This window comes from Gaetbulibacter sp. M240 (genome assembly GCF_043876815.1).
GTDB lineage: Bacteria > Bacteroidota > Bacteroidia > Flavobacteriales > Flavobacteriaceae > Gaetbulibacter_A.
The window spans coordinates 846387-867134 of record NZ_JBAWKA010000001.1 but is presented as its reverse complement, the minus strand read 5'-3'; the positions used below and the strand labels follow the sequence as shown (position 1 = coordinate 867134).

19 protein-coding genes are annotated in these 20748 nt (G+C 36.7%); 17 read left to right on the top strand and 2 right to left on the bottom strand.

The features are described 5' to 3' along the window. Positions 1 to 17: 17 nt before the first annotated feature. The 8 genes from V8G61_RS03890 to V8G61_RS03855 all read left to right on the top strand — a co-directional run bounded on the left by V8G61_RS03890 (position 18) and on the right by V8G61_RS03855 (position 8912). Positions 18 to 932, top strand: coding sequence for a cbb3-type cytochrome c oxidase N-terminal domain-containing protein (locus V8G61_RS03890; RefSeq protein WP_394874119.1), 915 nt, complete (start codon positions 18 to 20; stop codon positions 930 to 932). 30 nt (positions 933 to 962) lie between these two features. Further along, a complete protein-coding gene (gene ccoG, locus V8G61_RS03885; protein WP_394874118.1) occupies positions 963 to 2384 on the top strand; it encodes a cytochrome c oxidase accessory protein CcoG in 1422 nt (473 codons plus the stop codon). A gap of 142 nt (positions 2385 to 2526) precedes the next feature. Then, a complete protein-coding gene (locus V8G61_RS03880; protein ID WP_394874117.1) occupies positions 2527 to 2973 on the top strand; it encodes a FixH family protein in 447 nt (148 codons plus the stop codon). A gap of 1 nt (position 2974) precedes the next feature. Then, positions 2975 to 3676 carry a sulfite exporter TauE/SafE family protein gene (locus V8G61_RS03875; RefSeq protein ID WP_394874116.1) on the top strand — a complete coding sequence of 234 codons (702 nt, stop codon included), beginning with the start codon at positions 2975 to 2977 and terminating at the stop codon, positions 3674 to 3676. A gap of 137 nt (positions 3677 to 3813) precedes the next feature. Then, positions 3814 to 4488, top strand: a complete 675-nt coding sequence (locus V8G61_RS03870) for a TetR/AcrR family transcriptional regulator (protein WP_394874115.1) — start codon at positions 3814 to 3816, stop codon at positions 4486 to 4488. A gap of 2 nt (positions 4489 to 4490) precedes the next feature. Further along, complete coding sequence (locus V8G61_RS03865; protein ID WP_394874114.1) at positions 4491 to 6161, top strand: peptidase domain-containing ABC transporter; 1671 nt, start codon at positions 4491 to 4493, stop codon at positions 6159 to 6161. Next, positions 6154 to 7506: an HlyD family secretion protein gene (locus V8G61_RS03860; protein ID WP_394874113.1), complete on the top strand. Its 1353-nt coding sequence runs from the start codon at positions 6154 to 6156 to the stop codon at positions 7504 to 7506. The genes V8G61_RS03865 and V8G61_RS03860 overlap by 8 nt, the downstream gene beginning before the upstream one ends. Before the next feature lie 2 nt (positions 7507 to 7508). Continuing rightward, entirely contained in the window at positions 7509 to 8912 is a 1404-nt protein-coding gene (locus V8G61_RS03855; protein ID WP_394874112.1) for a TolC family protein, read from the top strand. A gap of 28 nt (positions 8913 to 8940) precedes the next feature. Here the strand turns inward: V8G61_RS03855 and V8G61_RS03850 are convergent, their stop codons facing one another. After that, positions 8941 to 9774, bottom strand: coding sequence for a universal stress protein (locus V8G61_RS03850; protein WP_394874111.1), 834 nt, complete (start codon positions 9772 to 9774; stop codon positions 8941 to 8943). A gap of 20 nt (positions 9775 to 9794) precedes the next feature. Next, a complete protein-coding gene (hemN, locus tag V8G61_RS03845; RefSeq protein WP_394874110.1) occupies positions 9795 to 11159 on the bottom strand; it encodes an oxygen-independent coproporphyrinogen III oxidase in 1365 nt (454 codons plus the stop codon). Between the two features lie 129 nt (positions 11160 to 11288). Between hemN and V8G61_RS03840 the strand changes: the two genes are divergently transcribed. From V8G61_RS03840 to V8G61_RS03800, 9 genes are all read left to right on the top strand, one after another. Continuing rightward, on the top strand, positions 11289 to 11879 hold the full coding sequence (locus V8G61_RS03840; RefSeq protein ID WP_394874109.1) for a superoxide dismutase family protein: 591 nt from the start codon (positions 11289 to 11291) through the stop codon (positions 11877 to 11879). Between the two features lie 92 nt (positions 11880 to 11971). Continuing rightward, positions 11972 to 12502, top strand: coding sequence for an RNA polymerase sigma factor (locus V8G61_RS03835; RefSeq protein WP_394874108.1), 531 nt, complete (start codon positions 11972 to 11974; stop codon positions 12500 to 12502). A 69-nt stretch (positions 12503 to 12571) separates the two neighbouring features. After that, positions 12572 to 13372, top strand: a complete 801-nt coding sequence (locus tag V8G61_RS03830; RefSeq protein WP_394874107.1) for an anti-sigma factor domain-containing protein — start codon at positions 12572 to 12574, stop codon at positions 13370 to 13372. 676 nt (positions 13373 to 14048) lie between these two features. Further along, complete coding sequence (locus V8G61_RS03825; RefSeq protein WP_394874106.1) at positions 14049 to 14840, top strand: DUF6090 family protein; 792 nt, start codon at positions 14049 to 14051, stop codon at positions 14838 to 14840. A 590-nt stretch (positions 14841 to 15430) separates the two neighbouring features. Then, positions 15431 to 17080 carry a serine hydrolase domain-containing protein gene (locus tag V8G61_RS03820; protein WP_394874105.1) on the top strand — a complete coding sequence of 550 codons (1650 nt, stop codon included), beginning with the start codon at positions 15431 to 15433 and terminating at the stop codon, positions 17078 to 17080. A gap of 187 nt (positions 17081 to 17267) precedes the next feature. After that, a complete protein-coding gene (locus V8G61_RS03815) occupies positions 17268 to 18011 on the top strand; it encodes a DUF6090 family protein (protein ID WP_394874104.1) in 744 nt (247 codons plus the stop codon). Positions 18012 to 18090: 79 nt separating this feature from the next. Continuing rightward, on the top strand, positions 18091 to 18897 hold the full coding sequence (locus V8G61_RS03810; RefSeq protein WP_394874103.1) for an alpha/beta fold hydrolase: 807 nt from the start codon (positions 18091 to 18093) through the stop codon (positions 18895 to 18897). A gap of 191 nt (positions 18898 to 19088) precedes the next feature. Next, the gene (locus tag V8G61_RS03805; protein ID WP_394874102.1) at positions 19089 to 19958 is read left to right on the top strand and encodes a helix-turn-helix domain-containing protein; all 870 of its coding nucleotides are present in this window, start codon (positions 19089 to 19091) and stop codon (positions 19956 to 19958) included. Positions 19959 to 20071: 113 nt separating this feature from the next. Continuing rightward, a complete protein-coding gene (locus V8G61_RS03800; RefSeq protein WP_394874101.1) occupies positions 20072 to 20626 on the top strand; it encodes an OsmC family protein in 555 nt (184 codons plus the stop codon). Positions 20627 to 20748: the final 122 nt, after the last annotated feature.

Below are 20748 nucleotides of genomic sequence, written 5' to 3'. Positions count from 1 at the left end.
ATTAAAACAATAAGCAAATGAAAGACTTAATTCCATCATGGATACGCGTACCGGTCCTGTTCTTTATCATTTTCGGTATTGTAGAATACAGTATAGATACAGGTAGTGATAAACCAGCCTTTCTAGCCTACCCTATGGTATCTCTATTCTTGCTACTGGTATTATTGATACTTATAGCCATAGAGGGTATTCTGTATGCCATGGAGAACATCATGCTTAAAAAATTGGATGCCGAAAAACGAGCTGCTTTTTTAGCTGCCAAAAACAAGTCCTTTAAGTTCACCTGGTTTAAAAATATTTACAAAAAGCTTATCGCACAGAAACCGATTGAGGAAGAACACGAAATTATTTTAGACCATGATTACGATGGAATCAAAGAATTGGATAATAGCTTACCACCATGGTGGCTATATGGTTTTTATTTAACCGTTATTTTCGCAGCGATATACTTATTACGATACCACGTCTTTGATGGCAAAAACCAATATGAGGCATTTGAAACGGAGATGGCAGAAGCCAAAGAAGCCATAGCCGAGTACAAAAAAACAGCCAAAAACCTGGTAGACATCAATACTGTAACCCAACTTACGGATGCCTCGGATCTGGCAGCCGGAAAGAAAATTTTTGAATTAAACTGTGTGCCCTGTCACATGACTGATGGTGGTGGTGGTATTGGTCCCAATTTAACCGATAAATACTGGATCATGGGAGGTAGTATAAAGTATATTTTTAAAACCATTTCTGAAGGAGGGCGATCGGGAAAAGGAATGATCTCGTGGAAACAGCAGTTGAAACCTTTAGAAATTGCTCAGGTGTCCAGTTATGTTTTAACACTGCAAGGTACCACTCCAGCCAACCCAAAAGCTCCGGAAGGCGATCTCTGGGAAGAACCAACAGTAACTAACGACGAAAACCAAGAATCAACGAATTAAAATAAAAAACCATTAAAATAAGGAAGACTTGTGGAGACCGATGAAAAAGAACGATTTAGAGATTCGATTGGAACGGTTACCAGCTCCGGAAAACGCGCTTGGATATACCCTAAGAAACCGGATGGCAAATGGTATACATATCGTAAATGGGTTAGTTATGGTTTGCTGGCTTTCCTGTTTTTGGCACCTTTTGTTAAAGTAAACGGGAATCAGTTCTTACTGTTCAACGTTCTGGAGCGTCGATTCCACATTTTCGGATTTCCATTCTGGCCTCAGGATTTTCACTTGTTTGTGATCTCGATGATCATTGGGGTGGTTTTTGTAACCCTGTTCACGGTTGCTTTCGGGCGCTTATTTTGTGGTTGGGTTTGCCCACAGACCATATTTATGGAAATGGTTTTTCGGCGTATTGAATATTGGATCGAAGGCGACAGAGGCCACCAAATAAGTTTAGCCAAACAAGCTTGGAATGCGGAAAAGATCATAAAAAAAGGTTTGAAGTTGATTATTTTTTTGTTGATATCCTTTTGGATCGCCAATGTATTTCTGGCATACCTCATCGGGAGCGATAAATTGCTGGAATATGTAACAGATGGGCCTTCTGAACATTTAGGAACTTTAATCCCTCTAGGCATTTTTACCGGGGTATTTTATTTTGTGTTCGCCTGGTTTCGGGAGCAGGTTTGTGTTATTGCTTGTCCTTATGGCAGGTTACAGGGTGTATTATTGGATGAAGAATCAATTGTGGTGGCCTACGATCACAAACGTGGTGAAAGGGATAAAGGCCGGAAAAAATTTAAAAAAAATGAGGATCGTGAAACTTTGGGTTATGGCGATTGCATTGATTGTTTTCAGTGTGTACATGTTTGCCCTACCGGTATTGATATCAGGAACGGAACGCAAATGGAGTGTGTGAATTGCACCGCATGCATTGACGCGTGCAATCAAATAATGCGTGGCGTTAATTTACCTGAAGGCCTGATACGTTATGCCAGTGAGACTCAAATTAGCAAAAAAAAGCCGTTCCGGTTAACAGGCCGTATGAAAGGTTATATTGGGGTTTTGTTCATTTTAACCGGGATGCTTACCGGTATGTTGTTTTTACGAAACGATGTGGAAGCTACCGTGCTTCGCCTACCCGGGCAGTTATATGAGCACAAAGCAGATAATATGATCAGTAACGTTTTTACATATAAACTGATAAATAAAACAACCAAGGATATTAGTAACGTTCGTTTAAAATTGATCAACAGTCCGGGAACTTTAAAACGGGTAGCTACGCATGATACTTTAACCATTCCTAAACAAGGTATTGCAGAGGGCACCTTTTTTGTGGATATTGACAATGCGGTATTGAAAGCCGACCGAAATACGATTAAAATTGGCGTTTACGAGGGTGATAAATTAATTGAAACGGCTAAGGCTAATTTCGTAGGACCGAGGCGATTTTAAAGACCGCATTAGGGATAGAGGCTTTGTTGAAGCGCCTTGAAAAGCGCGACTGCCGATAGCCCGACCCGACAGGGGAATGCCCAAATAAAACATAGTATGAACATGGCCCAAAATTGAATTTGGGTCCTAAAAAATTAGAAAAATGAAATGGAATTGGGGTACCGGAATTGTCCTGGCTTTTGTTGGATTTATGAGCTTTATACTTTATTTTATTGTGAACGTTATGGTGGATAAAACCTATGATTACGACCTTGTCACAGAGGATTATTACAAAGAAGAATTGATGTATCAGGAGTCGATAAATAAATTGCAAAACGCGGAAAATCTAGCTGAAAACATTCGGTTTGAACACAAAGCCGAGGGGCTGGTAATTTATTTTCCTGAAAACCTGAAAACTGAGGTTATTACGGGACAGGTGCTCCTATACAGGCCTTCGAACAAAGGTTTGGATTTTAAAGTTCCTTTGGTGCTTTCGGGACATCGTTTAGTGATTCCGGATGCGAAGATTGTTGCAGGACGCTGGGACCTAACGGTAGACTGGAATTATGACGGCACGGAATATTTATTCAAACAATCTTTAATTTATTGAGATGATATTTGCGGCATTTTTATTTGGATTTGTGGGGAGTTTGCACTGTGTTGGCATGTGTGGGCCAATTGCGTTCTTACTTCCTGTTGATCGAAAAAATTCGTACAAGAAAATAGCCCAAATTAGCTTATATCACCTGGGGCGACTAATATCTTACGCTAGTATGGGACTGCTTTTCGGTTGGTTGGGAAGCGGGTTTTACTTATTTGGTTTTCAGCAACAATTATCGATTGCCATAGGTGTGTTGATGTTGGTGGCGATCCTTTGGCCGAGACAACAATATTTTAAAACGCACCTCACCAATCCGTTGTATAAACTGATATCAAAAGTGAAATCAGGTTTAGGTATGGCCCTTAAAAAGAAAACAGCAGACACCTTTTTTACGATCGGTATTTTAAACGGGTTGTTGCCCTGTGGCCTGGTGTATATGGCTGTTTTTGCCGCTATTGCTAGCGGTGATGCGTGGCAGGGCGCCCTATATATGGCCCTTTTTGGTTTGGGCACCTTACCATTAATGACCATGGCTATTTATCTAAGTAGTATAATATCGACTTCTTTACGACAAAATATTCAGCGTTTGATCCCTATTTTCGTAGGCCTTATTGCAATTCTATTTATTATTAGAGGTCTTGGCTTGGGAATTCCTTATCTCTCCCCTGCCCCTATACAGGAGATGACTACCGCACATATGAATTGCCATTAATCCTTGTATTTAAAGGGATTTACGCCTTATTAACCCAACCTTCTGATATTAATTTTGTTAAATTTTTATAAAAAATAATAGTTTAGTTTGCTTATTTAATAGTAATACTATTATATTTGCGCTCAAAATTATTAAAAATGAATAATTTACTTTCAAATTTAAAAATTTCAGTACCAGAGAAGATCTATGTAAAAGATCCGGAGTCTTCTGATTTGGGTAGACGCATCGTTGAACACAGCATTATTTTGATCAACGAGATTGGCTTTGACGCCTTTACCTTTAAGAAATTAGGAGAATTGATTGGCTCGAATGAAAGTTCTATTTACCGTTATTTTGAAAGTAAACACAAGTTACTCTTGTATCTATCCTCATGGTATTGGGCCTGGATAGAGTATCAATTGGTTATGGAAACCTACAGTCTTTCAGACCCTAAAGCGAAGATGAAAAAAGCTGTTGAAATCGTATCGCGTACTACTGAGGAAGATTCTAAATTTTCGCATATCAACGAGGTTTTACTCAATCAGATCATTATCAATGAAAATTCAAAATCCTTTTTAACCAAAAAAGTTGATCAGGAAAATAAAGATGGATACTTCATTATTTACAAACGTATTGTGCAACGCTTGAGAGATATCTTTTTGCAGGTTAATCCTGATTATCCATTTCCTTCCAGTCTTGCCAATACGGTAATAGATGGCAGTTTACATCAGCATTTCTTTAAAGATCATTTCGCGTCTTTAACAGATTGTAACAACGATACAACACTAACAGAATTTTACATCAATCTTGTCACTAAAACCCTAAAAATTTAACTATGCCCGTACCTACAATGAGTCCCTGGAAACGTTTGATCGGATTGATCGAACTTGAAAAGCGGGACGTTCTTCAAATCATTTACTATGCTGTTTTTGCCGGAGTTGTTGCTCTTACGCTTCCTTTGGGAATTCAGGCCATTATAAATTTGATTCAAGGCGCTCAAATCTCAACCTCATGGGTGGTTTTGGTGATTTTGGTAACGATTGGGGTGATCTTCTCAGGGGTCTTACAATTGATGCAGCTCCGCATTATTGAAACCTTGCAGCAGCGTATCTTTTTACGCTCGTCCTTTGAGCTCACTTATCGATTTCCAAAAATAAAAATGGCGGAGTTACGAAATTATTATCCGCCGGAATTAGCTAACCGCTTTTTCGATACGCTAGCCATTCAGAAAGGCTTGTCTAAAATACTAATTGATGTGCCAACGGCAGTATTACAAATTATATTCGCCTTGACCCTATTGGCATTTTATCACCCTTTCTTTATCATATTCGGATTGTTGTTGCTAACGCTCATCTTCGTGGTTTTTAAGTTTACGGCCAAACGTGGATTAGAAACCAGTTTAAAGGAATCGAAAAACAAATATAAAGTAGCTCATTGGATCGAGGAGATTGCACGTACGGTGATCAGTTTTAAACTATCCGGAAAAACCCATTTAGGGCTTCAAAAAAATGATGCACTGGTAAATGAATATATAAAAGCCAGAGAGAGTCACTTCAAGGTTCTTATGCTCCAGTTCATTCAAATGATCAGTTTTAAAGTGATCGTTACTGCCAGTTTATTGTTAATTGGTGGTGCTCTGGTATTAAATCAGGAAATGAATATTGGTCAGTTTGTGGCCGCAGAGATTATTATTTTATTGGTCATTGCCTCAGTAGAAAAACTTATTTTAGGATTAGAGTCCTTTTATGATGTATTGACCTCATTAGAAAAAATTGGAGAAATTCTGGATAAAGAACTGGAGAGCCAAGAAGGCGATAAAAGTACCATAAATGGCGCGCTCAATCTAACTTTAGACAAGGTGAGTTATGAGGTTCCTGATCGTCCTAATCCTATTATCAACAAGTTATCACTAACGGTAAATAACAAAACCAGATTATTGGTATTAGGAGAAAGCGGCTCAGGTAAATCGACGCTATTACGACTAATTGGTGGGGTTATAGAGGCCACTTCAGGCCATATCTATGTCAATAATTTGTCCATGACAGGTGTTAATTTAAACTACTACCGGTCACAATTAGGATTATCTCTAACGGAAGAAACCCCGTTTGAGGGCAGTATCAGGGAAAATTTAACCTTTGGTGACAATGACATTACCAATGATACCATTTTTAATGTATTGGATAAAGTTGGTTTAAACGATTTTATAAAAGAACAACCGAAGGGCCTGGAAACCATTCTTTATCCAGATGGTAAACAAATGTCGCATACGGTTTCGAAAAAATTAGTTTTAGCGCGTGCTATCCTGAAGCAACCAAAATTATTAATCCTTGAGGATGCTTTAGATCGTTTCAACCCCAAAGAAACTGAGAAAATTATTGATTATTTAACACACAAAGATCGTCCTTGGGGTCTAATCGTGGTGAGTGGAAGTGAAAGTTGGAGTAAAAAATGTTCTGAATCTATAGTGTTGAATAATGGTAAACTTAAAATGAACGGAAATGCTTAATATTTCAAATAACAAAGTGGGTGATCATATTGATTTAACGATGTTTAAATCGAGCAAACCTGTTTTTAATAAAAATTATTACAAACATTTCAATAGGTTTTTAATGGCTGTGGCCGGCATAGGGGTTATTATATTATTCTTACCCTGGACCCAAAATATAACGGGCCGTGGTTTGGTAACAACATTAAAACCGAACCAGCGACCTCAGACCATCCAATCTCAGATCCCGGGGCGCATTGAGGCCTGGTATGTGCAAGAAGGTGATTTCGTGAAAACCGGTGATACTATTTTAAGGATCTCTGAAGTAAAAAGTGAATATTTTGATAGCCAATTAGTTGAGCGCACGAATCAGCAGATCAAATCGAAAAGTTCCGCCATGTCTGCCTATCAATCGAAGGTGGAAGCTTTGAATCGTCAGATCTCGGCCTTATCGCAAGAGCAGCGCCTAAAATTTGCCCAAACAAAGAATAAGCTTCAGCAAGCGCGTCTTAAATTAAAAAGTGACAGCATTGCTCTGGAAGCAGCAAAAACAAATATTGCCATTGCCGAAAGGCAGTACGAACGTGTTGAAACACTTGAAAAGGAAGGCTTAAAAGCCGTTAAAGATGTTGAAGAGAAACGCCTGAAATTACAAGAAACACAAGCAAAATTAATATCCAATGAGAACAACTATTTAGCCAGCCAAAATGAGGTGATAAATGCAGAGATTGAACTCTCAAGAATTAGTCAGTCCTACGTAGATAAAATCTCTAAAGCACAGAGCGACATGTTTACGGCGCAATCTAATCAGTTTGATACCGAGGCACAGGTGAGCAAACTTGAAAATGATTACACCAATTATAAGATGCGTCAAAACCTGCTCTATGTCACAGCACCTCAAGACGGTTTCATTAACAAGGCCCTTCGCGGCGGTATTGGAGTTACCTTCAAAGCCGGAGAAGAACTGGTAGGCATCATGCCTTCAAATTACGATTTGGCCGTTGAAACCTTTATCAAGCCCATCGATCTGCCACTAATTCACCCTGGTGAAAAAGTTCGCGTGCAGTTCGATGGTTGGCCGGCTATTGTTTTTAGTGGATGGCCTAATGTATCTTACGGTACCTATGGCGCTACCGTTGTTGCTATAGAAAGGTTTATCAGTGACAATGGAAAATATCGCGTCCTTTTGGCGCCCGATACGAGTGACCATGAGTGGCCGGAAGCGATCCGTGTAGGGTCGGGAGCCCGCACCATTGCCTTATTGGAAGATGTTCCGATCTGGTTCGAACTTTGGCGACAAATCAACAGTTTTCCCCCGAATTATTATCAGCCCAATTCACAACCAATAGCTGAAAAAAAACAATAACTATGAAGTATGTTTTAATAAGCCTACTCTTATTTACCAGCACTTTAGGATTTGCGCAGGATAGTACCAAGGTATTAAGCCTCGCTGAGTATCTGGGGTATGTGAAAACCTATCACCCTGTAGTAAAACAGGCCCGTTTGATAACCAGTGAAAGCGAAGCCCAACTGATGGCCTCCCGAGGTGCTTTCGACCCAAAATTAGAGGTTGATTTTGCAAATAAAGAATTTAAGGGAAGTAATTATTACAATCAGCTCAATGCTGCATTTAAAATTCCTACCTGGTATGGCATTGAGCTAAAAGCGGCCTACGAGGCCAATGACGGCCTTTATTTGAATCCAGAAAATACGGTTCCGGATGATGGTTTGTACAGTGTGGGAGTGTCCGTTTCGCTGGCTCGAGACCTCCTCATTAATAAGCGCATGGCTCTATTGAAGCAGGCCCGACTTTTTGTAAAGCAGGCTAAAGCAGAACAGCAGTTACAGGTCAACCAAATTTTGTATGAGGCCACTCTAAGTTATTTCAAATGGCTTCAAAGTTATAATGAGAAGCGGGTGTATGAAGCATTTTTAGAAAACGCTCAATTCCGCTTCGACGGTATCAAAAGAAGCTATGAAAGCGGTGAGTTACCCGCCATTGACACCTTGGAAGCCCGAATTACTTTAAATACACGAAAACTCGATCTGGAAAAATCCCGAATAACCTATATAAAATCAAGCTTGGCTTTATCGAATTTCTTATGGTTGAATGATAATACACCCATTGAATTGCGGGATCAGGTGATTCCAGATGTTCAGACCGGTGAAGCCATTGATAATGTATTGAATACCTCTGAACTTGATCTTGAAAACTTAGATTTAAGTTTACACCCGAAGCTCCAGGCCCTGGATTTTAAATTACAAGGTTTGAACTTAGAACGGAAATTAAAAATGAATAACCTCCTACCTCAGGTCGACCTGCAATATCAGTTTCTATCTGAAACACCCGAATTGGCCTCGTCTTTCAATACAGCCAATTATAAAGGTGGTTTGCAGATCAATTTCCCTTTATTCCTGAGGAAAGAACGTGGTGATCTGCGTCTGGCTAATCTCAAAATGCAGGATACCAGATTTGACATTCAGGTAAAACAGGTTAGTCTTAAGAATAAGATCGATGCCTTAAACCAGGAGTTGGCATCCTATGTGGATCAAACGAATTATACCAATGTGATCGTTGCCGATTATCAAACCATGCTACAAGCTGAGGAGCGTAAATTCTTTTTAGGTGAAAGCGCATTATTCCTGGTAAATACCAGGGAATCCAGACTTATTGATGCGAAGTTGAAAGCCATTGCTTTGGAAACCTTATATTACAATACCAAGGCTGCCCTATTTAATGTTTTGGCGCTTCCGGAAACGAACATACCTTAACGTAAAAAACTTATTAAGTTTGGCGTTATCACATTTTAAATGTGATCACTGGTAAGGTAGCATGATTGGCTAAATCTTCACTAATACTGCCTTCGAAGAAATGGGCTAGACCTTTTCTGCCATGGGTTGGAACGGCAATAAGATCGGCTCCAATTTTATTAGCGAAATTCAAAATGCCATCTTCAATGGTGTAATCATTAACGTAGAACACCTGATCTAATTTATCGAGATTACCTTCAGCCTTTTCAAAAAACTCCACTGCCTTTTTTTCAATTTCAGCAGAACTCCTAAATTGCTCGTTTGGAAGATTTACATGCACAAAATAAGGTTTTGCTCCAAGTGATTTAATCAGCATTAAAGCTTTGTGATACACTTCAATACTTTCAATACTAAAATCAGTAGCATACACAACATCATCAAAGGAAATGTCGCTCAACCTTTGTTTAACAACCAATACGGGAACCTCGGCATTACGTACCACTCGTTCTGTGTTGGACCCTACAAAAAACTCTCTAACACCACTGGTGCCATGAGAACCCATCACGATAAGGTTGGCATTGTTTTCCGAAGCAACATCATTGACTTCACTAAACACTTTGAAATGCTTTACTATGGGAGTCACTTGAATATCTTTTAAATAATCTTTTTCCAGAAATTCTTCAAATTTCTGCTCTGCCAACTGTAAGAAGAAGGCAGCTTTCTGATTTTGCAAATTATCTGAAGCCGTAAACATGACATCGGACATTTCCAACATGTGTAAAACCAATAATTCGGCCTGATACTTTTCTGCAAGTTTGGCTGCGGTTTCCAAGGCAAATTCTGAATGTTCAGAAAAATCAATTGGTACAATAATTTTTTTCATTTTTTCTTTTGTCTTTTTAGTTAAACGGTCATAGAAAACAACTTGGTTTCAGGCTGTTTGCGTTGCAATAACATATCAAAAGCCATACAAATATTTCGAATAAATGGCCTTCCTTTCGTGGTTACTTCAATAGCATTAGCAGTGGTTTTTATCAATCCGTCCTGTTCCAGTACTTCTAAACGAGCCATTACCTCGGGAAGTGCTTCGAACCACCCTGATCGCTCAGACCAACGTGTCTTAAAGGTACACATTAAATTTAATATATGTTTTCTGATCACCAGATCTTCTTCATTTAAAATATGACCTCTGTATACCGGAAAAACACCATTATTTACCAGATGGATGTATTCTTCAATCCCTTTTACATTCTGAGCAAAAGAATACCAACTATCACTAATAGATGAGGCTCCCAAGCCAACCATAAGTTTTGTTTTTACTTCGGTATAACCCATAAAATTACGATGCAAGGCATTTGCTTCAAAAGCATTAAACAGGGTGTCATTAGGGAGCGCAAAATGATCCATGCCAATATCACCATACCCGGCTGATATTAATCCGTTTTTTCCTGCTTTGTATTGTTCCAGTTTTTCAGCCACCGAAGGCAGATCCGATTCACTAAAACCTCGCTGACCATTGCCTTTTATCCAAGGTACATGGGCATAACTGTAGAAAGCAATGCGATCGGGTTTTAATACTTTCGTTATTTCAATGGTTTCCTGAACGTGTTTCAGCGTTTGATGTGGTAACCCGAAAATAAGATCGTGACCTACTGATGTGTAACCCATATCACGAGCCATTTTAGTAACTGCCGCCACCTGATCAAAGGGCTGTATCCGGTGAATAGCCTTTTGCACCGTTTCATTATAATCCTGAACACCAAAACTTACCCGACGGAAACCGAGATCATACAAGGTTCGCAAATGTACTTCCGTGGTATTATTTGGATGGCCTTCAAAGCTGAACTCATGATGCTCTGCGACTTCGGCCCGTTTAAGAATTCCGTTTATGAGGTATTGCAAATTTTCAGGGCTGAAAAATGTTGGTGTTCCTCCACCAATATGCAAGGATGTGATCAAAGGTTTTTTGGGTAACAGATTCAAGTATAACTCCCATTCTCTTAAAATAGAATGAATATAGGGACGTTCCACCTTGTGATTTTTGGTGATGCGTTTATGACAACCACAAAAAGTACATAAACTTTCGCAAAATGGTAAATGTATATACAAGCCGATCCCTTCTTCAGGACCTGATTCCCGATAGGTCTTCAATACAGAGGTTTTCCAATCTTTTAAAGAAAAGGCATCAACATTCCAGTAAGGAACCGTTGGATAACTGGTATAACGGGGTCCGGGAACATTGTACTTATTCACTAGGGTGTAACACATAAAATGATATTTTCATTTTCAAAAGTATCGCATTGGGTTTGGAAAAAACATGACATATGTCATACAGGATATTTGCAATTGGTTTAGTAAAAGCGTAACTTTCGATTAAATCAAAATAAAAACTTTAACATGAAAAAAATTGTATTAATAGCCATCCTTGCAAGCCTTAGTTTTACCGGTTGTAAGAATAAGAAAGAAGATAAAACAGATACTCCCATGACTGAAACACCCATGATGGAGGAAGCTGAAACAACGATGGCCTCTATAACCGTGAAAGCGACTCTGAATGCTAAAAGTGAGAGTAATGTAAGCGGAATGGTTGTATTTGAAGAATCTAACGGCGTTGTAAATATGACTGCGGAAATGAGTGGCCTGGAACCAGGAGTTCATGCGATCCATTTACATGAATCCTCTGATTGCTCTTCCGCCGACGGAACATCTGCCGGAGGGCACTGGAACCCTACCGCACAACCACATGGTAAATGGGGCGATGCCGCCGGTTTCCACAAGGGCGATATTGGTAATTTTACGGCCGATGCCGATGGTAATGCTACGGTAACCTTTTCTACGGATGAGTGGTGTATTGATTGTGATGATGCCACCAAGAATATTATTGGAAAAGGTGTAATCGTTCATGCCGGTGCTGATGATTTCACTTCACAACCCTCCGGTGCTGCCGGAGCTCGTGTGAGTTGTGCAGGTATCATTGAAGCAGAATAATTTTAGAACTTATTACAAATAATTTAAAGCTACTGCAATTGCAGTAGCTTTTTGTTTTTTTATTTAGTATTTTCGAAACCAAATTAGCCTCCATGGATTTAGAACAACTGGTAGTAAGATTCCAGAACAAAGACGAAAAAGCCTTTGAAACCCTTTACAATATGTACAGCGAAAGCATGCATGGCGTTATTTTTAATATCGTAAGGGAACATGATATTGCAGAAGAAGTGATGCAGGACGTGTTCATTAAGGCCTGGCACAAGGCAGACAGTTATAGTGCCAATAAGGGTCGGTTTTTTACTTGGTTATTAAATATTGCCCGGAACGCTGCCATTGACAAAACGCGCTCCAAAAGCTTTAAAAAGAAAAAGCAAAACCTCAACGCCGATTTTTTCGTAGATATCATTGAAACGCCTGACAGCCTGGACAAATCGACAGATGCTATTGGGATAGCCAAATTTGTAAAGAAGCTGGCCGAAAAATGTAAAGCCGTTATTGAGCTTTTATATTTTAAAGGATTTACGCAACAAGAAGCCTCCGAGGCTTTGGACATGCCTATAGGCACAATAAAAACCAGAAACAGGAACTGTATTCAGGAACTAAGAAGCATGGTTTTAGAATAAATTAAATGTATGAAGGATGTTAGATCCTGAAATAAAAAAAGAAATAAAAAAATTTGATAGTACCCTAATATGGATGTAAACGCTTACATAGACTCAGGAATTTTGGAACTTTATGTTGCCGGAGCCCTTTCCGATGCGGAAAATGAGGCTGTTTATGCCATGATGCAAAAACATCCGGAGGTACTTCAGGAGGTTTTGCAGATCGAAGCGGCAGTTATGAAGCTTACCGCAGCAGCCTCGCAAAAAGATACCACCACCATGTGGACCGGCATTAAAAACGGCATTAAAGAGGGTGAAGCTCCGAAAGTGATTACGATAGGAAGATCGCGATATAACTGGGTGACCTATACCGGATGGGCAGCCTCCATAGTACTTGCAGCCGGTTTGTTATGGACCTTGAACCAGAACCAGGATCTGAAATCGGATATCAAAATGGTGGAAACACAGCAATCGGAATTGGAATTCCAAATAGAAAGATCTCGCAACAGTCTGGAAGAGACCAAAACTTTATTATCGGTATTACGTGATTCTGATATCATGCAAGTTCCTTTAGAAGGCCAGGGCGATTTTAACAATACTTATGCTAAAGTGTATTGGGACAAGAACAGCGAGCGCGTTTTTATTGATGCGCAAGGCTTACCAGACCCGCCACGTGGTAAGGTGTATCAGGTATGGTCATTAAAATTGAGTCCGCTTACCCCTACCAGTTTAGGAACAATCGATCAGTTTACTGATGATCCGAACAAGATCTTCGAGCTGAACAACCCAAACCAGTCTGAGGCCTTTGGAATTACGCTGGAGCCTGCGGGTGGTAGTGAAAGCCCAACGATGGACCAATTGTATACTTTGGGTGTTGTAAAAGCCACGTAGTAGAAGGACTTAAAAAAATATATAGAACCTCCAAGCTTTTAGTTTGGAGGTTTTTTGTTGGATTTTTCGCAATGCGGGATCGGATAAAGATCACTAAAAGTTCCTCTTATCCGGGGAATAAGTCCCAAAAAGGTTTATTTTAGTGAACATATAATAAGTTGTAAAACATACCCAAGTGACATTGAATATTTTGAACACTAACTTTAAAAGAAAACCCATTTCATTATATATTGACTTTATTTTGTTTGGTGAATTATCAAATTGAAATATTTAATGTAATAATTAGAATGAAGAAATTACTAACCAATTTTATTTCAGAAAATCCATTTTATTCTGGTTGTATTTTTCTCTTCCTAGGAATATCTTTTTTACTTTATAAGTTTTTCAATAAAAAGGGTTATAAAATGAAGGATTTTAACGATTATAACATCGCAGATTGGGGGTTATTAGTAAGCTCTTGGGGATTAACTATAATGCTAATTATTTTAGGATTCCTTATGATTAACAAATAAAAAACGTTTTACAACAACGCGTATAATTCATTGCTTAGGTTCTCGGCTATCGGAAAATCCTGCGGATTTTCCTACGGTTGGTTTTTATTTACTAAATTGGTTACCTAAACCCGCAACAAACCATACACGAAACGTTGTGCTTCATTATAACCAACTAATAACCAATGATAAAATTCTTTAGAAAAATTCGTTACGAACTTATGGGAGAAAACAAAACTGGAAGGTATTTTAAATACGCAATTGGCGAAATAGTTCTTGTTGTTATTGGAATTTTGATTGCTTTGAGTATAAATAATTGGAATGAGAGTAGAAAGCAAAATATAAAAGAAATAGAAATTCTAACAAGTATTCAAGAATCATTAAAACGGGATAAAATTGAATTAGAAAGTGTTATTCCTTCTAATAACAGAATAAGAAACTCTATAGATGTGCTATTAAATTATATGGAGAAAAATTTACCCTATCAAGATTCACTGAGTTACCATTTCTTTAATTCAACTACCACTTGGGTTGCCAATTTCCAGAAGAGTGCTTTCGAAACCTTAAAATCTGAAGGTATCAACTTAATTTCCAATAACGATTTAAGAAAAGACATTGTTGAATATTATGATGCCGGTATTGAATCTTCAAAATGGCAATCTGAAACGTATAGAAATGTCGTAATAAATGCCTTTGAAAATGTATTCAATAACAGATTTGAGAGCTTTTGGCATTCAAATTATGATGAATTGATGCAAAAGAGATTGAAGGGGGAAGATGTGAATCCAGTAGATGTTAAAGGACAAATGGTTCCAAATGATTTTGAATCCCTAAAAAAAGACAAAGAATACCTATATTTCTTAAGGAGTCTTAAAAATATAAATAGTTGGCATATGGATAGAACGCTTAATTTGACCGTCATTTCTGTAGAAAAATTAATTAAAGCCATTGATTCTGAATTGGAGCATTTAAAATAAATAAAAAACAACGAAAGCACAACAATGTAAAACCGCAATTGCGGCGGATTCAACTACGTACGAATCCACTCGGAATTGCTAAAGTCCGTGCTAAACCGAAAATTAACGCATATTAACCCGTAACTGACGGTTATACGAGACTGTTATATGCAACCATGACCCGTCCTGAATAAAGGCTACATAATTTTAAACATTATGTACAAAAATGACAAGATCATCAGACGGTATTCAGAACCTTTTAAACAAGCTTATTCATACATATTTGTATGAATATTTATATAAAAGAATATGTATATGTATTCTTTTGTTTTAATTTACATACTTATATGTATAAAATATTAACAGATGAGAAACAAGAAAAGAGTATATCATAGCATTAAGAAAAGCTGACAATGGAAATATAAAACCATTAATAAAATTTGCAGAAAACTAAAGCCGACACCGTATATAATTTATTGCTAGTTCTAGCCTACTTACGAAAATCCTCGCGGATTTTCTATTCGGTTTGTATTTGCTAAATTACGTGCTTAAAACACGAAACAAACCATATACAAACACGTTGTGCGTAATTAAAATAAAATCATAATACCATGAAATCATCATTTTTTTTAGCTATGAGATGCCTTCTAACCCTAATAGTATTCATTACGGGCTCAACCCTTCTTATTGCTCAAAATATTCCAACAAACCTGGAAAAGAAGATTGATAGTTTATTCGATGGATACAATGAAAAACCAAGCCCGGGAATAGCAATAGGTATAATGCTAAATGATGAAATTCTACTTTCTAAAGGCTATGGTTTAGCAAATCTAGAACATAAAATTCCTATCTCAAGCTCAACCTCATTTAATATTGCTTCAGCATCCAAACAATTTACGGCTTATGCGATTGCGAAACTAGAGAATGAAGGCAAACTTTCTTTTGAAGATGATATTCGCAAATATTTACCTAAACTACATGCCTTTGAGGAAACGATTACAATTGATAATTTACTTTTCCACACATCAGGAATTCGTGGTGTTCATATTTTGAGAGGATATATTGAAGGCAAAATAGAAGTTAGAAAAATAATAAGCCAATCAGAATTACTAAAAATTATATACAATCAACGAGAATTGAATTTTAAACCAGGTACTGCTACAATGTATAGCAATTCTGGCTATATCCTCCTAAGTGAAATAGTGGAGAAGGTGTTTGGAATCACTTTTGCCGATTATCTGAAACAAAATATTTTCGCTCCTTTAGGCATGGATAATACGGTTTTGGTGGATAGTTACGAACAAATAATTCCAAAAAGAGCAGAGCCTTATCGAAAGGAAAATAATGAATACCTGAGAACCGAGGGTATGCTGTGGGAAGATTATGGCAACTCTGGGATTTATTCAACAATTGAAGATTTATTCAAATGGCAAAGACACATTCATAAACAAACGTATATGCTACGTTTTGACCCTAATAATAACCCTAGTTTCGCCATGGGATTAATGTTAAACAGGGATACTGATGGCGAATTAGATGAAATATTTCATTTTGGTAGTGTGCCAGGGTATAAAACGATTGTTAAGTATTATCCAAAAATAAATTTGGATGTCATCACTGTATCAAATTTAGATAACAACAGAACTGATCTCATGGCAATAGAGTCCATTAAAAATATATTTTTTGATCATAAAGAGGACGTTGCATCATCCGAAAAAATAGAAGTACCATTAGAATATCTAAGGCAATTTGAAGGCACTTATTTAATTATGGGTGATAATGCTATTATTTCGATAGAAGGCAAAAACCTAATGGCTCAAACACCTATGGGTAAGATTACACTTCAGCCTATAGGGCCAAATGAATTTTTAATGGAAGGAACGAAAAATACTATGGTATTTGATAAATCTCTCGATTTTTTTACGCTAAAATCACCCGGTGGAGAATTGAAGGCATCACGTATTGAAGAAGACGAACCAGAACCAAATTATGAAACGTCTTTAGATAGTTTTATCGGTAATTACAAATCTCCAGAGTTGGATATATTAAACAGTATTGAATTAATTAGAAATGTGTTAGAAATTACAACAGCTTCAAACCAAAAAATTCAGCTAAATAGAACAGGAGAAAAGACCTTCGATGGAGTTGAATCTTATTACTATAACAAGTTAGTATTTGAAGTAGAGAATGGCAAAATTAACGCATTTCGAGTAACTGACGAGTTAGGATGGGTTCAGAATTTATTATTCGAGAAACAATAAGAGTACCCTTTTGTGAACTATTAAAAACTACGCACAACAATGGCTATAAGTAATTGCTTGCTCTCGTCACTTCTGAAAAATCCGAGAGGATTTTCAGTTTGGTTTGAATTTGCTAAATTTAACGACTAAACCACCTAACTACTCATAGCCGAGACCGTTGTGCTTCATTAAGACCAATCAATAACCAATGATAAAGTTCTTTAGAAAAATCAGGCAAAAAATGCTAACTGAAAACAAATTCAATAAGTATTTACTTTATGCAATTGGGGAAATTATACTTGTGGTTATTGGAATTTTAATAGCATTACAAATTAATAATTGGAATGAACAGAGAAAGGTAAACACTAAAGAATATCTAATCCTAAATGAGTTTCTTAATTCAATCAATAAGGACTTAAAGGCATATGAAAATGGTATAATTCCAAGAATAGAAAGAAAAAAATCTGGGCTAGATAGTCTTCAAAGGTATGTTTTTCACAAAAAAACAATTAACGATTTACTTTTTTTAGATTTTTATTCCTATTTAAGTATTGACACTCGCTTGCGATTCGATAATGGGCCGTTTGAAGCTTTAAAATCAACTGGTTTAGATGTAATAAGGAATGATTCTTTAAGAAAAGCAATTAATAATGCTTACTCTTCCAGATTACCTAACTCTACCTATTTTTCCGATCGATTAAATGAGAGAAACGAATCCAAAATATCTAAATTCCAATACAAGTTTTTAAAGTTAAAGCGAGTGTATCATAATGATGGAAGGGAACACATGCATTTTGACCTAAAAGTCGAAGATATTCTAAATAATCAAGATTTTCTTTGGGCTTTTGATTTAGAACGTCAAAAGTATGAAGAGTATGAAAAAAGATTAAAATCAATTAAAACTACTTTATTAGAATTAAAAACAATGATAGAAAAGGAAATAGAAAAATAACGAAAGCACAACAATGCGTATAGAGCATACCCTTCGGAATAAGCACCAAACACGAGACCGTTAGCCACAATCATGAAAAATGAGAATATATAAATTAATATTAATAGTCATTTTATGCTTAATCTCTTGTAAATCACAAGAAGAAAGGAAGAAACATTTCATTTCATTTGACGGAACAAATATTGCGTATTCTGATAATGGCAATGGCGAAGTTGTTTTACTGATTCATGGTTTTATAGTCGATGGAAATTGGAATTGGGGAAAATCCGAATTAAAAAAACAACTGATTGAACAAGGCTACAGAGTTATTATACCAGATTTAAGAGGTAATGGAGATTCTGATAAACCACAAAATGAAGATGCCTATAAAAATAATGCGGAAGTGAAGGATTTAATAGCTCTTGTTGACCATTTAGAAGCCAACAACTATTTCGCCGTTGGATACTCGAGAGGTGCAATTGTACTTGCAAACTTACTTACTAAAGATAAACGAATTACCAAAGCTGTTTTTGGAGGAATGAGCATTGGATTTACGAATCCAAATTGGGACAGGAGAATTGAATTTGGAAATGTTTTTTCTGGACGTACTGAACCGAATGAGATGACTACAGGAGCCGTAAATTTTGCACAAAATCTCGATGTGAACTTTAAAATAATGGGCTATTTACAGGACTATCAACCTGAAACAACTGCTGCTGAACTTAATAATATTGAGGTAGAGACTTTGGTAATTTGTGGAGATGAGGATTTAGATAATGGAAATCCGAAAGAATTACAAGAACAATTACCGAATAGTAAATTGAGTCTCGTTAATGGAGACCATATGAGTACACCTTTTTCAAAGGACTTCGCCGAATCGATTATTGAATTTCTTAATGAAAAATAACAGGGGATAACACCGCGTATAATTAATTGCTAGGTCACTGCTGACTTACGAACATTCCTTCGGAATATTCTATCTGCGATTTATTTGCTAAATTAAGTGCTTAACTACGCAGCTAACCATGCACGAGAACGTTGGCAACAAGCTGAAAATAAAGTTACATTCAATTGAAAAATATTTAATAAATTTAATTCATGGGATTAGAATTACATGATTTCTTCATTAAGTATCCGACAGAAAATAAACTTATTGGGGATGACTATCTATTTATAGAATACAAATGTCCATTAGAATCTGAAAAGGCTAAAATGTGGACAGACACACCTTTTCTTGTTTATGTGGTAAGCGGTAAAAAAGACTGGACATCTGTGGATAAAACTCACACTATTGAAGCTGGGGAAGCTCTTTTTTTTAAGAGAGGTCTGTACAGCACCAAACAATATTTTGACGAAGCATATTGCACTGTTGTATTTTTTATAACTGAAGATTTTATAAGAAAGTTCATGATTACTAATGAAATGATGTTTAAATCTAAGAATAACGTTCCTTCGGAAACCTATATATATGACATTGCCGTTACAGATTCTCTTAAGGCTTTATTTCTTTCAGTGTTCAGCTATTTGAAACTTGGCAGCAAAATACCTAGAGATTTGGTGGAGATGAAATTTAATGAGCTCTTCTTTAATTTAGTTATGAATCCTGTTAACAAAGACCTGCTCACATATTTTGATTCTTTAAAACGCATTGAAAAAGTAAATATTGAAACAATCATGAAAAAAAACTTCTATTTTGACCTTAAATTAGAAGAATTTGCTCGACTTTGCGGAAGAAGTTTATCTACTTTTAAACGTGATTTTCAGGACTATTTTAAAGAAACTCCCGGAAAATGGTTAAATTCAAAACGATTGGAGTACGCTAGAACTCTTTTAGAAAATCCTGAATTAAACATAAACGACATCTGTTATGAGAGTGGTTTTAAGAACATATCTCATTTTAACAGCAGCTTTAAAAATCGCTTTAAATACCCTCCTAATAAATATAGAAAGCTTATTCTAAAGCATTAATAACTAAGTTTCCCCCATTTGAACTTTAGAACAAAAAAATTGAACTTTTATGAAAATAATAGGATATGAACGTGCACTAAATTTGTCCTATTAATAATTAAAAACAATTTATAATGGAAACTTTAACAAACACACTCAACGGATTTAGTTTAGAAGGAATCAATCACGTAGTAGGAGCTATCAAGGAAAACCCAGCAATAGCAAAATTTGAATTAAGAGCCACAAACAAATGGCTTACTGGAGGGCATAACAGAAGCACCATTCAAGGGTTTTATGGAGCTTGTCAGGAAGATACTTCTCGTGAAATACCTTTTGTTTATGACAATGATGAACCTTCTATTCTATTAGGAACAAATAACGGAGCTAACCCAGCAGAAGTTATACTCCATGGTTTACTTGGCTGTATGACAACCTCAATGGTATTATTGGCTTCAGCTCGTGGGATTGAGATAAAAGGAATATCATCTCGAGTAGAAGGAGATTTCGACCTTCAAGGCTTTTTAGGTTTAGATCCATCTATTGAAAAAGGAAGTCAACAAATCAGAGTATCATTTGAAATAGAAGGTGTATCTGAAGAACAAAAAAAGGAATTATTATTATTAAGTAAGCAATCACCTGTTTATAACACAATATTAAATCCTACAGATATAAGTGTTTCAATCAATTAGTGAAGTATCCCTGTTACCAGAAATAAAATCTCAAAACATTTTGTTTTGAGATTTTATTTTATCCATATTTTAGTAAATCGCTTATTGAATAAAACAAAAAATGATAAGCAGAACAATAGAAA

Coding starts and splice junctions, on each gene's coding strand:
- V8G61_RS03890 (WP_394874119.1), top strand. CDS start 18: ATGAAAGACTTAATTCCATCATGGATACGCGTACCGGTCCTGTTCTTT.
- V8G61_RS03880 (WP_394874117.1), top strand. CDS start 2,527: ATGAAATGGAATTGGGGTACCGGAATTGTCCTGGCTTTTGTTGGATTT.
- V8G61_RS03875 (WP_394874116.1), top strand. CDS start 2,975: ATGATATTTGCGGCATTTTTATTTGGATTTGTGGGGAGTTTGCACTGT.
- V8G61_RS03870 (WP_394874115.1), top strand. CDS start 3,814: ATGAATAATTTACTTTCAAATTTAAAAATTTCAGTACCAGAGAAGATC.
- V8G61_RS03865 (WP_394874114.1), top strand. CDS start 4,491: ATGCCCGTACCTACAATGAGTCCCTGGAAACGTTTGATCGGATTGATC.
- V8G61_RS03860 (WP_394874113.1), top strand. CDS start 6,154: ATGCTTAATATTTCAAATAACAAAGTGGGTGATCATATTGATTTAACG.
- V8G61_RS03855 (WP_394874112.1), top strand. CDS start 7,509: ATGAAGTATGTTTTAATAAGCCTACTCTTATTTACCAGCACTTTAGGA.
- V8G61_RS03850 (WP_394874111.1), bottom strand. CDS start 9,774: ATGAAAAAAATTATTGTACCAATTGATTTTTCTGAACATTCAGAATTT.
- hemN (WP_394874110.1), bottom strand. CDS start 11,159: ATGTGTTACACCCTAGTGAATAAGTACAATGTTCCCGGACCCCGTTAT.
- V8G61_RS03840 (WP_394874109.1), top strand. CDS start 11,289: ATGAAAAAAATTGTATTAATAGCCATCCTTGCAAGCCTTAGTTTTACC.
- V8G61_RS03835 (WP_394874108.1), top strand. CDS start 11,972: ATGGATTTAGAACAACTGGTAGTAAGATTCCAGAACAAAGACGAAAAA.
- V8G61_RS03830 (WP_394874107.1), top strand. CDS start 12,572: ATGGATGTAAACGCTTACATAGACTCAGGAATTTTGGAACTTTATGTT.
- V8G61_RS03825 (WP_394874106.1), top strand. CDS start 14,049: ATGATAAAATTCTTTAGAAAAATTCGTTACGAACTTATGGGAGAAAAC.
- V8G61_RS03820 (WP_394874105.1), top strand. CDS start 15,431: ATGAAATCATCATTTTTTTTAGCTATGAGATGCCTTCTAACCCTAATA.
- V8G61_RS03815 (WP_394874104.1), top strand. CDS start 17,268: ATGATAAAGTTCTTTAGAAAAATCAGGCAAAAAATGCTAACTGAAAAC.
- V8G61_RS03810 (WP_394874103.1), top strand. CDS start 18,091: ATGAGAATATATAAATTAATATTAATAGTCATTTTATGCTTAATCTCT.
- V8G61_RS03805 (WP_394874102.1), top strand. CDS start 19,089: ATGGGATTAGAATTACATGATTTCTTCATTAAGTATCCGACAGAAAAT.
- V8G61_RS03800 (WP_394874101.1), top strand. CDS start 20,072: ATGGAAACTTTAACAAACACACTCAACGGATTTAGTTTAGAAGGAATC.